Source organism: Pseudomonas shirazica (genome assembly GCF_015168335.1).
Taxonomy (GTDB): Bacteria; Pseudomonadota; Gammaproteobacteria; order Pseudomonadales; family Pseudomonadaceae; genus Aquipseudomonas; species Aquipseudomonas asiatica.
This window is the reverse complement of record NZ_CP063456.1, coordinates 274351-287030: the sequence shown is the minus strand read 5'-3', so window position 1 is coordinate 287030 and position 12680 is coordinate 274351. Positions and strand designations below refer to the sequence as shown.

Genomic DNA, 12680 nt, shown 5'->3' with positions numbered 1-12680 from the left:
TCCATGCTCGCCAACCTGACCGCCTACCTCATCACTTCCGCCGCCCGCCTGATCACCGGCGCCCGCGCCCTGTGGCTGGGCTGCACGCCGCTGCCGGTGCAGCGCCTGTATTTCGCCAACCACAGCAGCCATGGTGATTTCGTACTGCTGTGGGCCTCGCTGCCGCAGCCGCTGCGCAAGCGTACCCGTCCGGTAGCCGGTGCCGATTACTGGGCCAAGCCGGGCATTCGCGATTTTCTTATCCGCAAGGTCTTCAACGGTGTGCTGATCAACCGGCAACACAGCCCCGGCCAGGGCAGCCCGTTGCAGCCGATCCTCGAAGCAGTGGCCCAGGGCGACTCGCTGATCTTCTTTCCGGAGGGCACCCGCAATCTCGGCGACGAGCCGCTGATGCCGTTCAGGAGCGGGTTGTATCACTTGGCAGCAGCCAACCCTGGAGTCGAACTGGTGCCGGTGTGGATCGCCAATCTCAACCGGGTGATGCCCAAGGGGCGCGCCCTGCCGTTGCCGTTGTTGTGCACATTGAGCTTTGGCGAGCCGCTGCACCTGCAGGCGGATGAAAGCAAGCAAGCCTTTCTCGAGCGGGCCAGCCAGGCCCTGCTGAACCTGGCCCCCAAGGATGCCTGAGATGGACGACAACACCCTTTCCCTGTTTGCCGGCATCGGCGCCCTGCTGCTGCTCGCCAGCGTGATCGGCCGCCTGCTCAAATGGCGCGCCGGCCCGGCACCGCACGCGGTGATCGACAACCTCAACGCCCGCATCAACGCCTGGTGGGTGATGGTGCTGGTGATCGGCATCGCCTTCCTGTTCGGCAAGTACGGCGTGATCGTGCTGTTCTACGGCGTGTCGTTCTATGCTTTGCGCGAGTTCATGACGCTCACCCCGACCCGGCGCAGCGACTACCCGGCACTGGTGGCTGCGTTCTATGTGGCACTGCCGGTGCAGTACGTGCTGATCGCCATGGACTGGTACGGGTTGTTCAGTATCTTCATCCCGGTGTACCTGTTCCTGTTGCTGCCGATCCTGGCCAGCTTCGGCGGCGACACCACGCGCTTTCTCGAGCGCGCCTCGAAGGTGCAGTGGGGGCTGATGATCGCGGTGTACTGCGTGTCGTCGGTGCCGGCATTGATGACCCTGGACATCCCGGGTTACGAGGGCCGCAACCTGTTGCTGATTGCCTGGCTGATCCTTGTGGTGCAGATCAGCGACGTGCTGCAGTACGTGTGCGGCAAGCTGTTCGGCAAGCACAAGGTAGCGCCCAACCTGTCGCCATCCAAGACCGTCGAAGGCCTGGCCGGCGGCGTGGCACTGGCCACCCTGATCGGCGCCCTGCTGTGCTGGATCACCCCGTTCACCTTCTGGCAGGCCGCGCTGATGGCGTTGGCGGTGAACGCCATGGGCTTCTTCGGCGGGCTGGTGATGTCGGCGATCAAGCGCGACCGTGGGGTGAAGGACTGGGGGCACATGATCGAAGGCCACGGCGGCATGCTCGACCGCATGGATTCGGTGTGCTTTGCCGCGCCGGTGTTCTTCCACTTTGTGCGGTATTGGTGGGCGTAGAACGTGTTCGCCTTGAACTTTCTAGTACCCGTAAGATCGAGCGCCGCCCGCGCGGCGCTCGATCTCACAGGCACTGGAAAACTAAAGGCGAGCACTAAGCGGACTGATCGGATGGCAAAGTAAGCACATGCCTTCTGACACGTAAGAAATCAGCAAGTACCATCGGGCACCTATACCCCCCAGGAGTATCCGTATCGCCATAGCTTGGCCGGTCTGCTACTTGAGGTACGACCGCAGCAACGTCGCCACCTTGTCCGCCTCGTCCTGCCGCTCCTCGGCACTCAGCCCTTCCGCCACCAGGTGTTCGCGGATATGCCCTTCCATCACTTCGGCCATCAGCCCGTTCACCGCACCGCGCACGGCGGCGATCTGCTGCAGTATCGCCAGGCAGTCCTTGTCCTGCTCCAGCGCTGTCTCCAGGGCGGCGGCCTGGCCTTTGATCTTGCGCACCCGGGTCAGCAGCTGCTTCTTGCTCTTCAGGGTATGTGCCATTGGGTTTCACACCATGCTAGGTATACTGGGGTATAGTATATTTCTCGACGTTCCGGGAGCATGATAAACCATGGCAACACAAACCTCAGACCGCTGGCAGCACAGCCACCAGTTCCATACCAGCAACCTGAGCGCCGAGCGCAAGACGCGCCTGGCCGTGTGGCTGACCGCGGTAATGATGGTGGCGGAAATTACCGGGGGCTGGTTCTTCAATTCCATGGCGTTGCTAGCCGACGGCTGGCACATGAGCTCCCACGCCCTGGCCCTGGGCCTGTCGCTGCTGGCCTATGCCGCCGCGCGGCGTTATGCCGGCGACCGGCGCTTTGCCTTCGGCACCTGGAAGATCGAGATTCTCGGCGGCTACTCCAGCGCCCTGCTGTTGCTGGGCGTGGCCGGGCTGATGGCATTCCAGTCGGTGGAGCGCCTGCTGGCACCGGGGCCGATCCACTATGACGAGGCGATCTTCATCGCCGCCGTGGGCCTGGCCGTCAACCTGATCTGCGCCTGGCTGCTGCGTGACGACCATCACCATCACGATCATCACCACCATGGCCACGACCATCACCATGACCATGGCCACCATCACCACGACCTGAACCTGCGCTCGGCCTACCTGCACGTGATGGCCGACGCCGCGACCTCGGTGCTGGCTATCGTCGCCCTGCTGGCCGGCAAGTACTGGGGCGCCGGCTGGCTCGACCCGGTCATGGGCCTGGTCGGTGCGCTGCTGGTGGCGCTGTGGGCCCGCGGGCTACTGCGCGATACCGGGCGAGTGCTGCTGGATGCGGAGATGGACGCGCCGGTAGTGGAGGAAATCCGCGAGGTGGTCGCGCAGCTGCCGGTGCCGGCCAGCATCACCGACCTGCACGTGTGGCGCGTGGGCAAAGACCAGTACGCCTGCATTCTCGGCCTGGCCGCCCGGGCCGAACTCAGCGCCGACAGCGTGCGCCAGTCCCTGGGCGTACACGAAGAACTGGCACACATCACCGTCGAGGTCAACCGCCTGGCATAGCGCGACCAGACAGCTGGACGTCGAGCCCAGGCAACTGCGGCTCGGCCGATGGCCCTATGGTGACGAGTCATTCAGCCAGTCACCAGGAGTTGTGCCATGTCCGATTTCATCACCGTCCTGCGCGAAACCTGCCCGACGCCGGTCGTGGACGCCACCAAGTGGAAGCGCATCGGCGGCGATCCGCACACCGTCAACCTCAACGCCTACCTGTCGGCCGACGGCAGCAAGATCATGGGCACCTGGATCTGCACCCCGGGCAAGTTCGAGGTCAACTACGAGAAGTGGGAGTTCTGCCACTTCCTTGATGGCTACTGTATCATCACCCCGGAAGGCGAAGAGCCGAAGCACCTGAAAGCGGGTGATGTGTTCGTGATCGAACCGGGGATGAAAGGCACCTGGGAAGTGGTCGAGACCGTGCGCAAGTACTTTGTCTTTGCTTGATTCATAAGCGGACCTTGGTTTGGGTCATGTGGGATGAGTGAAAACTCCCACATGACTCTGCTCGCAATTCAACATGATGAATAAGGCAACCAGAAGTTTAATAAACATCACCCTATTGCAAGGATAACAGTTACATTTTTTGACATATGAATTCAGCTTCCCCCCTTCATTTGTAGTCCATTTCTGAACTGCACCTCTTCATCCCCTGAAGTATTGCCCCCGACTCATCGCAGGCCTAGGCTCTGCACATCATCCGGGTCACCGGGCAGCAATACCCAATTGATTCAATTGCCAGGGAGAAGAAAACGTGGCTTTCGACGCCTACATTCAGATCGACAACATTCCAGGCGAAGCACTGGACAAGCAATACAGCAAATGGATTGAAGTGCTTGGCTACGATTTCGGCGTCAGCCAAAGCACATCTGCCACTGCAAGTTCTACTGGCGGAGCCACTTCCGGCCGTACCTCTGTCACCAACTTCACTTTCACCAAATACCTCGACAGTGCCAGTTGCAAACTGATGGAGGCCAGTTGCACCGGGCAGCACCTCAAGGAAGTGAAACTGGCACTCTGCCGCGCGGGTGGTGACAAACTCAAGTACTACGAAATCATCCTCGAGGAAGTGATCATCGCCGAGTATTCGCAGAGCGTGGACACCGGCGTACCGCTTGAAGTAGTGCAGCTCAACTACGGCCGGATCAAGACCACCTATACCCAGCAGCGGCGCATTGATGGCGCCGGTGGCGGCAATATCGCCGGCGGCTGGGACCGGATCGGCAACAAGAAATACGCGTGAGGACAAGGCTATGTCTGAAGCCCGGGCGTTTCTCAATCTCAAGCTGCAAAACTATCATAGGCTGAAATCCGACCTGGCGCTGACCGGTCATTCCCTGGAAAAGTTTGACGTGCTGAATTCGCACATCGCCAATACTGTGGTCCGTAGCGGTGAACTTATCATCATCGGCGATCCCACCACGGCTTCCTGCACCAGCCAGGAAGCCTGGATGATGAGACAGGCGACGATTGCGCACATGGGGCTGATGCGCAACGGCCAAGGTGTGGATAACTTTTTCCTGGACAATTTCGAGACCTTGAAGAGCCTCATCGCGCATGCATCTGTGGGCGCTGGTGTAGTCAGTGAAGGGTGGAGCAAGCACCTGAAAGCTATCGAGGCCACCTTGATGGATATCGAGAAGCTGCATCAACAGCATCTCGGGTCAGGGGCCATGGCGGCTCGCGATCAGTTCTATGCAAAGCGTGCCGTCTTGTTCATGAAGTTGGATGAGCAGCTGAACAAGCTGGCGGCTTATGGTTCCGGGATAAGGAACAAAGGCTCGATCAAAAGGACGCTGGGGATATCCACAAAGAGTTATTTGCATACCGGCGAGATTGCAGGATATGCCAACAAAGTCTCAGGCGTGGCGACGGCTGCTAATTTGATCAAGAAAGGAACGTATGTAGGGATTGCATTAGACGTCGCTGCCACGGGCCTGGAGATACATAAAGCCTGTACGCTCGGACGCGAGGAGGAATGCAAAAAGGCGCATTATGTCGAGATTAGTTCATTAACCTTGGGCTTGTTGGGTACTACTGCTGGGGCAGCCAGTGGCAAGCTTATTCTTGGTGCTGCTTGCAGCGTGGTGTTTGGCGTAGCGACAGGTGGAACCGGAGCACTCGCTTGTGGGATATTCGGCGGTACAGTGGGGGGAATGGCAGGCGGAAAATTTGGGAATGAAGCAGGCGCCTGGGCTGGGGAACTTCTATACGAGGCAGTCGCAAAATGACAATCATGCACTGGATTTTTTTAGTCTACAGCATGACAGTCACAACTTTACTTTTCTTGAACCTGGCATTAACAATATATATCGCTCATCGCAAAATTGATTACATTGAAGGATTTTTATTAAATTGCAATGCAATAACCGGCGAAAAAAAACTCTGGCTACATGCTGGCTTGATGGGAAAATTCTTTCGACTAACGAATATATCATTCATACTGCTCATTCCTAAAATCTATGCACGAAAAAACCTCATTGACATCAAGGAAATAAATAATCTACCTTCAAAAATCAAGACCCTCCTAATCTTCATAGGCTCCTCGCTTTTGATATTGACTATCGCATTTTTTGGTTTGGGAATTTTCATGTATTACTTACCCCCCATGCCTAAATAATGCTCAAAAAACATCGCAGTACGGGCCCCCTCCCCTCTGGTGCGCAGTTACAGAGGGAAGGCCGCCCGGCCCGCGATAAAGTCCTCGCTCGTCAATCCTTCTTGCGGTAACCCTCGACGATCGCCGAGAAGTCCTTGCCACCCTCGCCGCGCAGGCTCATGGCCTGATACAGCTGCTGGGCCACGGCCCCCAGGATCACCGGTTGATGCGCCTGGCGTGCAGCCTCGGTGGCCAGCCCCAGGTCCTTGAGCATCAGCTCGGCGCCAAAGCCACCGGTATAGCCACGCGATGCCGGCGCGGTTTCGATGATGCCCGGCCACGGGTTGTAGGTGTCCGAGCTCCAGCAACGCCCGGTCGAACTGTTGATGATGCCGGCCAGCACCTTGGTGTCGATGCCCAGCGCGTTGCCCAGGGCCATGGCCTCGGACACGCCGATCATCGAGATACCCAGCAGCAGGTTGTTGCAGATCTTGGCGATCTGCCCGGTGCCGACTTCACCGCAGTGCACGATGTTGCGGCCCATCTGCTCCAGTACCGGCTTGAGGGTGGCAAACAGCTCGGTGCTGGCACCGACCATGAAGGTCAGGGTGCCTGCCGCCGCGCCGCCGGTGCCACCGGACACCGGTGCATCGCCCATGTCCACGCCCTTGGCCGCTGCGGCCTTGGACACATCACGCGCCGTCTGCGGGTCGATGGTGCTGCAATCCACGGTCGGCGTGCCGGGGCGAATGCCCGCCAGCACACCGTCTTCGTTCAGGTACACGCTGCGCACATGGGCAGCAGCCGGCAGCATGGTGATCACCAGCTCGCTGTTGGCCGCCGCGTCCTTGGGCGACGGGCTGACCTGCCCGCCCAGTTCTGCCAGCTCGGCCAGCACAGCCTTGTTCAGGTCGAACAGGTTCAGTTGGTGCCCGGCCTTGATCAGGTTGCGGGCCATGGGTGCGCCCATGTTGCCCAGGCCAATGAATGCGATACGCATGACTCTCTCCTTAGCGCAGGCTGATGGTGGTGTTCACACCATCGTTGACACTGTCGTCATCGAACCAGCGGGCGGTGACGGTCTTGGTCTGAGTGTAGAACTGCACCACTTGCTTGCCGTACGGGCCGAGGTCGCCGAGCTTGGAGCCACGCGAGCCGGTGAAGCTGAAGAACGGTACCGGTACCGGGATCGGGATGTTGATACCGACCTGGCCGATGTCGATTTCGCTCTGGAACTTACGCGCTGCCGCGCCGCTCTGGGTGAACAGGCCGGTACCGTTACCGAACGGGTTGGCGTTGACCAGGGCGATGGCCTCGTCGAGGGTGTCGACCTCCAGGGTCACCAGCACCGGGCCGAAGATTTCCTGGGTGTAGACCTGCATGTCGGTCTTCACGCCCGAGAACAGGGTCGGGCCAATGAAGTTGCCTTGCTCGTAGCCCGGTACCGTGACGTCACGGCCGTCGAGTTCCAGCTTGGCGCCTTCCTTGATGCCGCTTTCGATCAGGCCCAGCACACGCTCCTTGGCGCGTTTGGAGACCACCGGGCCGACATCGGTGCCTGGCTCGCAGCCGGCATTGACCTTGAGCTTGCTGGCCGCTTCCTTGATATCCGGCAGCCATTCACGGGCCTTGCCCACCAACACCGCCACCGAGGTGGCCATGCAGCGCTGGCCTGCTGCACCGAAGGCGGCACCGACCAGGGCGTTGACGGTTTGCGTGCGGTTGGCATCGGGCAGCACCACCGCGTGGTTCTTGGCGCCCATCATCGACTGCACGCGCTTGCCGTGCTGGCTGCCCAGGTTGTACACGTGGGTGCCCACTTCAGTGGAGCCGACGAAGGAAATCGCCTTGATGTCCTGGTGGGTGCAAATGGCATCCACCACTTGCTTGCCGCCATGCACCACGTTGAGCACGCCAGCCGGTATGCCGGCTTCCAGCGCCAGTTCGACCAGCAGCATGGTCGACAGCGGGTCCTGCTCGGACGGCTTGAGCACGAAGGTGTTGCCGCAGACGATGGCCATGGGGAACATCCACAGCGGGATCATCGCCGGGAAGTTGAACGGGGTGATGCCGGCGCACACGCCGATCGGCTGGCGCAGGGTATAGGTATCGACGCCGCCGGCAACGTTCTCGGCGAATTCGCCCATCTGCAGGGTGCCGATGGAGGCGGCGTGCTCGACCACTTCCAGGCCGCGGAAGATATCGCCTTCGGCGTCGGCCAGGGTCTTGCCCTGCTCGGCACTGAGGACTTGGGCGATGCGTTTGGTGTTTTCGCGGATCAGCGCCTGCAGCTTGAGCATGATGCGCATGCGCGCACCGATCGGCGTGTTACGCCAGGTCTGGAAGGCACGTTGGGCAGCGGCCACGGCCGCGTCGACTTCTTCGACGGTGGCGAACGGTACGCGCGCCAGCACCTCTTGGGTGGCCGGGTTGACGATGTCGCGCCATTCGGTGGTCGCGGACTCGACCCATTGGCCGTCGATCAGCAGCTTGACCTGCTCGATTTTGGTCTGGGTAGGGGATTGCGGTGCGTTCATCTGCGTTCTCCTTGGAATTATTGTCGGGACGAGATCGCCAGCGCCGTGCAAACGCGAGGTGGCGTCCTGAGGCTTGTTTCGAGTATAGATGTGCAAACATCCAACAAGAACGCACAAAAAAACCGGATCATCATGCAAAAAGACCTTACATCCCTGAGCGCGCTCAACTGGGACGACCTGAAGTTCTTCCTTGAAGTGGCGCGTACGCGCAAGGCCAGCAGCGCCGCCAAGCGCCTGAGCGTGGACTACACCACTGTGTCGCGGCGCATCACCTCGCTGGAGGGGGCGCTGGGCACCTTGCTGTTCGAGAAATCCCGGACCAACGGCTTTGTCCTCACCGCCGAGGGCCAGCGCTTGCTGGGCTATGCCGAGTCGATCGAGAGCACGCTGCACATGGCCTGCGAGCAGGTATCCGGGTCGGGCGTGGCGTTGTCGGGGCATGTGCGCATGGGCTGCACCGAAGGCTTCGGCAGCTTCTTCGTCACCCCGCAGCTAAGCCACTTCGTCGATGCCTACCCGGCGATTTCGGTGGACATCCTGCCGCTGCCGCACTTCATCAGCCTGTCCAAGCGCGAGGCGGACATCGTCATCGCCCTGGAGCGGCCGGAGCATGGGCCTTATGTGTGCTGCAAGCTGTGCGACTACCGCTTGCGGCTTTACGCGACCCAGGACTACCTGGACAGCCATGCACCGATCAACCAGATCGCGGACCTGGCCAGGCACCCGTTCATCAGCTACGTGGACGACCTGGCGTTCAGTTCGGAGCTGCTGTACCTGGCCAACCTGATCCCCAGCGCCAGCGCGCATTTGCGCAGTACCAGCGTGATTGCCCAGTACACGGCAGCTTTGCAAGGACGTGGGTTGGCAATTCTGCCGTGCTTCCTCGCCGCACAGGACCCGCGGTTGGTGACGGTGCTGCCGGAGGAGATCGAGGTGACGCGGCAGTTCTGGATGTATTGCCGGGAGGATTTGAGGAAGTTGAAGCGGATTACCCTGCTGTGGGATTACATCCGAGGGGTGACCGAGGCGAATGCACCGTTGTTGATGGGGGAGACACGGGAGATGCGCTTTGCTCAGGAATGAGGGGCTGCTGCGTAGCCCATAGCCGGCAAGCCAGCTCCCACAAGGTCTGCGCCGGATTCAAGGCATGCGCAGGACCTGTAGGAGCGGGCGTGCCCGCGAACACCGGCGCAGCCGGTGCCAGTCACCGAGTCGCCTGCTTCGCGGGCTTGCCCGCTCCCACAGGCACTGTGCTGGATTCAAGACAGGTGCTGTACCTGTGGGAGCCGGCTTGCCGGCGAACACCGGCGCAGCCGGTGCCAGTCACCGAGTCGCCTGCTTCGCGGGCTTGCCCGCTCCCACAGGCACTGTGCTGGATTCAAGACAGGTGCTGTACCTGTGGGAGCCGGCTTGCCGGCGAACACCGGCGCAGCCGGTGCCAGTCACCGAGTCGCCTGCTTCGCGGGCTTGCCCGCTCCCACAGGCACTGTGCTGGATTCAAGACAGGCGCTGTACCTGTGGGAGCCGGCTTGCCGGCGAACACCGGCGCAGCCGGTGCCAGTCACCGAGTCGCCTGCTTCGCGGGCTTGCCCGCTCCCACAGGCACTGTGCTGGATTCAAGACAGGTGCTGTAACTGTGGGAGCCGGCTTGCCGGCGATCACCGGCGCAGCCGGTGCCAGACACCGAGTCGCCTGCTTCGCGGGCTTGCCCGCTCCCACAGGCACTGTGCTGGATTCAAGACAGGTGCTGTAACTGTGGGAGCCGGCTTGCCGGCGATCACCGGAACAGCCGGTGCCAGACACCGAGTCGCCTGCTTCGCGGGCTTGCCCGCTCCCACAGGTACTGTGCTGGATTCAAGACAGGTGCTGTACCTGTGGGAGCCGGCTTGCCGGCGATCACCGGAACAGCCGGTGCCAGACAACGCGTTGCCTGCTTCGCGGGCAAGCCCGCCCCTACACGCGGATATGCTGGCCTGGGAGGCTGTGGTCAGTAGGAAGCCACCACAATGGACACCCGCCGGTTCTCGGTGCGCCCGGCGCTGGTGCGGTTGTTCGCCACCGGCTGGCTGCTGCCCAGCCCGCGGGACTGGATGTTCTGCGCCGGCATGCCTACCCCGACCAGCGCCTTGGCAACGCTCTGTGCGCGGCGCTCGGACAGCTGCTGGTTATACGCCACCTTGCCGGACGAGTCGGCATGCCCATCCACCCGCACACCTTGGATGCCAACGCCGAGCAGTGCCTTGCCAATGCGTTCGACAATCGCCTGGCTCTGGCTGTTGAGGCTGTCCAGGTCGCTGCCGAACAGCACCTTGCCGGACAAATCGTAGGCCCAGCCTTCGTCGGTCGGGGTAAAGCCTTCACGCTTGAGCACGGCAATCTGCTCGGCGGTCAGGCCTTTGGGCGGAGCGCTCTGGCAGCCGGTCAGCCCCAGCACGGCGAGCAACAAGACCCAAAGGGGGAAACGCAAAGCCTGTATCACGGGTTCAACTCCTGTTCTTGATTTCGCTGGCGGACCGTTCCGTCTGCGCCACTTGCCAATGGCCACGGCGTTTGCGCTTGGCCTGGTACATCGCCGCATCGGCGGCATTCAGAAGACTGGCGGGGTCGGCGCCGTCATCCGGGTAATAGGCAATACCGACACTCAACGAGGTGGCGATACTGCGACCGCTGTCCAGCTGCACCGGCAACTTCATGCTGGCAACGATCTTCTCGGCAATGTGCTCGGCGTCCTGGCGCGAATGCAAAGGCGTCAGCAGCACGGCGAACTCATCGCCACCCAGGCGCGCTACCAGGTCGTGCTCGCGCAGCTGGGCGCGAACGCGGTCGGCCACGCTTATCAGCACTTCGTCGCCGACAGCATGGCCGAGGGTGTCGTTGATCTGCTTGAAGTGGTCACTGTCGAGGAACAGCAGCGCCAGGTGATCCTGCTGCCGTTCGGCATTGCGCACGCTGCGGCTCAGGCGCCCCTCGAAGAAGGTGCGGTTGGGCAGGCCGGTCAGGCTGTCGTGGCTGGCCTGGTGCGCCAGGGTCTGGTTTTCGTTCTGCAGGTGGCTGTGCCATACCTCCAGCTCATCCAGCAGGGCATTGAAGTCATTGCCCAGTTCGTGGAGCTCGGCAATCGGCGCTTCCGGCACGCGCCGGTCGAAACGGCGCTCGCGGCGGGCAGCGTGGGCGACACTGGCCAGGCCGCGCAGCGGGCGGACGATATCGCTTAGCAGACGCCGCGACAGGTACTGGGCAGCCAGGGCGCTGAGCACCGTGCAGAACAGAATGCCGGCCAACCCGCTGAACAGGAACAGCAACAGGCTTCTCCCCTGGCCAACCAGCTCGATGCGCCCGACCTGCTGTTGCTGGTGCGTGATCGGCAGGTTGATCGGCTCATCCAGCAAGGCGGTGGCCACCTGCGCCTCCAGCCGCGCGAGCACGCCGGTATCGCTGCGCTGCCAATGCGCCAGCTGCTCGCCTTCGTTGTTGAAGACCCTGGCTTCGGCCACTTCCTCGGTACTGGCAATCAGCGCCAGCGACTCATTGGCCGCAGCGCTGTCGTCAAACACCACCGCCGCTTCCACGGTGTAGCTGATCGAGCGGGCGATCAGGTGCAGGTTGTCGTTGGCGTAGACACGCAAGGCGAGCACGCCCAGCAGGGTCAGGGATATGCCGGCCAGGCCCACGGCGAGCAAGGCGACGCTGAGGTGGCCACGGCCCAGCACCGAGCGCAGGGTCGGGCGCACGCCGCGCTTGCGGGTTGGTTTCATGGTTGCACCGCCCGGCGCCGCGACAATTGCAGCACGCTGGGATGAATGTGCACGCCGGAGCGTGCCACCGAGTCCAGGTTGACTTCAAAGGCTACCTGTTGGTCGCTGACCCGCAAGCAGAACAGGCTACCGACCGTGCACGGGTCGTCTGCCTCGCTGATGCTCAGCACCGGGTGGCCACTGACGCGCTCGAACAGCCGGTCGCGCTGGCCCTGGTCGAGTTTGCCAATGTAGATGGCGTCGCAGGCCTGGGCGACCTGGCTATCGTCTGCCAGCAGCCGCCGCACCTGCAGCGGTCGGCCAGACTCCTGCACATGGCCTTTGATCAGGTCATCGGCGTATTCGGTCGGGCCGACCAGGCACAGGCGCAAGGGCGAAGGTTCGACGGGCCAGCGGGCGTAGCTGAAGATGCCCAACACCACCTGGGTGACCGCCTTGGCACGTTGCTGCGCCTGGGCGGCAGTCATGGCGGGGTCTGCCTGGGCCGGACCTGCGGAAAGGAACAGGGCGGCCAGCAATAGCGAAAGCACACATCTCGTCACTCGCCTTGCGGCCACGTTCATGTGGGAAATCTCTTAAGGTCCTTTCCGATATCGGCGCAACGATAGCACATGGCCGCATCAATGTAGGTACGAGCAGCTTTGTGCATGGGGATTGATGGCCCCATCGCCGGCAAGCCAGCTCCCACAAGGACTCCACAGCCCTTGAAAACTGCGCTGCACCTGTGGGA

Annotated in this window: 13 protein-coding genes; 7 read left to right on the top strand and 6 right to left on the bottom strand. The window is 61.8% G+C overall.

Features of this window, described 5'->3' with window-relative positions; translation table 11 throughout:
* Window positions 1-3 precede the first annotated feature (3 nt).
* Both IMX18_RS01305 and IMX18_RS01300 read left to right on the top strand, forming a co-directional pair.
* Window positions 4-627: a lysophospholipid acyltransferase family protein gene (locus IMX18_RS01305; RefSeq protein ID WP_015271817.1), complete on the top strand. Its 624-nt coding sequence runs from the start codon at window positions 4-6 to the stop codon at window positions 625-627.
* 1 nt (window position 628) lies between these two features.
* The gene (locus IMX18_RS01300) at window positions 629-1561 is read left to right on the top strand and encodes a phosphatidate cytidylyltransferase (RefSeq protein ID WP_015271818.1); all 933 of its coding nucleotides are present in this window, start codon (window positions 629-631) and stop codon (window positions 1559-1561) included.
* Between the two features lie 216 nt (window positions 1562-1777).
* Here the strand turns inward: IMX18_RS01300 and IMX18_RS01295 are convergent, their stop codons facing one another.
* Complete coding sequence (locus tag IMX18_RS01295; protein WP_015271819.1) at window positions 1778-2053, bottom strand: metal/formaldehyde-sensitive transcriptional repressor; 276 nt, start codon at window positions 2051-2053, stop codon at window positions 1778-1780.
* A gap of 70 nt (window positions 2054-2123) precedes the next feature.
* On the opposite strand from IMX18_RS01295, the gene dmeF reads away from it, so the two are divergent.
* The 4 genes from dmeF to IMX18_RS01275 all read left to right on the top strand — a co-directional run bounded on the left by dmeF (window position 2124) and on the right by IMX18_RS01275 (window position 5290).
* Window positions 2124-3065, top strand: coding sequence for a CDF family Co(II)/Ni(II) efflux transporter DmeF (dmeF, locus tag IMX18_RS01290; RefSeq protein WP_015271820.1), 942 nt, complete (start codon window positions 2124-2126; stop codon window positions 3063-3065).
* Between the two features lie 96 nt (window positions 3066-3161).
* Window positions 3162-3506 carry a cupin domain-containing protein gene (locus tag IMX18_RS01285; protein ID WP_003258412.1) on the top strand — a complete coding sequence of 115 codons (345 nt, stop codon included), beginning with the start codon at window positions 3162-3164 and terminating at the stop codon, window positions 3504-3506.
* 307 nt (window positions 3507-3813) lie between these two features.
* Complete coding sequence (locus IMX18_RS01280) at window positions 3814-4302, top strand: Hcp family type VI secretion system effector (RefSeq protein WP_003258410.1); 489 nt, start codon at window positions 3814-3816, stop codon at window positions 4300-4302.
* Window positions 4303-4312: 10 nt separating this feature from the next.
* Complete coding sequence (locus IMX18_RS01275) at window positions 4313-5290, top strand: hypothetical protein (protein WP_015271821.1); 978 nt, start codon at window positions 4313-4315, stop codon at window positions 5288-5290.
* Between the two features lie 480 nt (window positions 5291-5770).
* Here IMX18_RS01275 and mmsB read toward each other — a convergent pair whose 3' ends face one another.
* Together mmsB and IMX18_RS01265 are read right to left on the bottom strand one after the other, a co-directional pair.
* A complete protein-coding gene (gene mmsB, locus IMX18_RS01270; RefSeq protein WP_015271823.1) occupies window positions 5771-6658 on the bottom strand; it encodes a 3-hydroxyisobutyrate dehydrogenase in 888 nt (295 codons plus the stop codon).
* A gap of 10 nt (window positions 6659-6668) precedes the next feature.
* Window positions 6669-8195, bottom strand: coding sequence for a CoA-acylating methylmalonate-semialdehyde dehydrogenase (locus tag IMX18_RS01265; protein ID WP_061303619.1), 1527 nt, complete (start codon window positions 8193-8195; stop codon window positions 6669-6671).
* 132 nt (window positions 8196-8327) lie between these two features.
* Between IMX18_RS01265 and IMX18_RS01260 the strand changes: the two genes are divergently transcribed.
* Window positions 8328-9278 (top strand): LysR family transcriptional regulator, encoded by a 951-nt coding sequence (locus IMX18_RS01260; RefSeq protein ID WP_100413988.1) that lies wholly within the window; start codon window positions 8328-8330, stop codon window positions 9276-9278.
* A gap of 904 nt (window positions 9279-10182) precedes the next feature.
* Here the strand turns inward: IMX18_RS01260 and yfiB are convergent.
* The 3 genes from yfiB to yfiR are packed head-to-tail and all read right to left on the bottom strand — an operon-like array spanning window position 10183 to window position 12513.
* Window positions 10183-10674: an outer membrane lipoprotein YfiB gene (gene yfiB / locus IMX18_RS01255; protein ID WP_015271826.1), complete on the bottom strand. Its 492-nt coding sequence runs from the start codon at window positions 10672-10674 to the stop codon at window positions 10183-10185.
* Window positions 10675-10678: 4 nt separating this feature from the next.
* Window positions 10679-11950: a diguanylate cyclase DgcN/YfiN gene (dgcN, locus tag IMX18_RS01250; RefSeq protein WP_015271827.1), complete on the bottom strand. Its 1272-nt coding sequence runs from the start codon at window positions 11948-11950 to the stop codon at window positions 10679-10681.
* Window positions 11947-12513, bottom strand: a complete 567-nt coding sequence (yfiR, locus tag IMX18_RS01245; protein ID WP_043935908.1) for a regulatory sequestration protein YfiR — start codon at window positions 12511-12513, stop codon at window positions 11947-11949. Before yfiR ends, dgcN begins: the two co-directional genes overlap by 4 nt.
* Window positions 12514-12680: the final 167 nt, after the last annotated feature.

What these genes read in the sequence shown, in the direction of transcription:
- IMX18_RS01305 (WP_015271817.1), top strand. Translation starts at nt 4, where the DNA reads ATGCTCGCCAACCTGACCGCCTACCTCATCACTTCCGCCGCCCGCCTG.
- IMX18_RS01295 (WP_015271819.1), bottom strand. Translation starts at nt 2,053, where the DNA reads ATGGCACATACCCTGAAGAGCAAGAAGCAGCTGCTGACCCGGGTGCGC.
- IMX18_RS01275 (WP_015271821.1), top strand. Translation starts at nt 4,313, where the DNA reads ATGTCTGAAGCCCGGGCGTTTCTCAATCTCAAGCTGCAAAACTATCAT.
- mmsB (WP_015271823.1), bottom strand. Translation starts at nt 6,658, where the DNA reads ATGCGTATCGCATTCATTGGCCTGGGCAACATGGGCGCACCCATGGCC.
- IMX18_RS01300 (WP_015271818.1), top strand. Translation starts at nt 629, where the DNA reads ATGGACGACAACACCCTTTCCCTGTTTGCCGGCATCGGCGCCCTGCTG.
- yfiR (WP_043935908.1), bottom strand. Translation starts at nt 12,513, where the DNA reads ATGAACGTGGCCGCAAGGCGAGTGACGAGATGTGTGCTTTCGCTATTG.
- IMX18_RS01285 (WP_003258412.1), top strand. Translation starts at nt 3,162, where the DNA reads ATGTCCGATTTCATCACCGTCCTGCGCGAAACCTGCCCGACGCCGGTC.
- IMX18_RS01265 (WP_061303619.1), bottom strand. Translation starts at nt 8,195, where the DNA reads ATGAACGCACCGCAATCCCCTACCCAGACCAAAATCGAGCAGGTCAAG.
- IMX18_RS01260 (WP_100413988.1), top strand. Translation starts at nt 8,328, where the DNA reads ATGCAAAAAGACCTTACATCCCTGAGCGCGCTCAACTGGGACGACCTG.
- dgcN (WP_015271827.1), bottom strand. Translation starts at nt 11,950, where the DNA reads ATGAAACCAACCCGCAAGCGCGGCGTGCGCCCGACCCTGCGCTCGGTG.
- dmeF (WP_015271820.1), top strand. Translation starts at nt 2,124, where the DNA reads ATGGCAACACAAACCTCAGACCGCTGGCAGCACAGCCACCAGTTCCAT.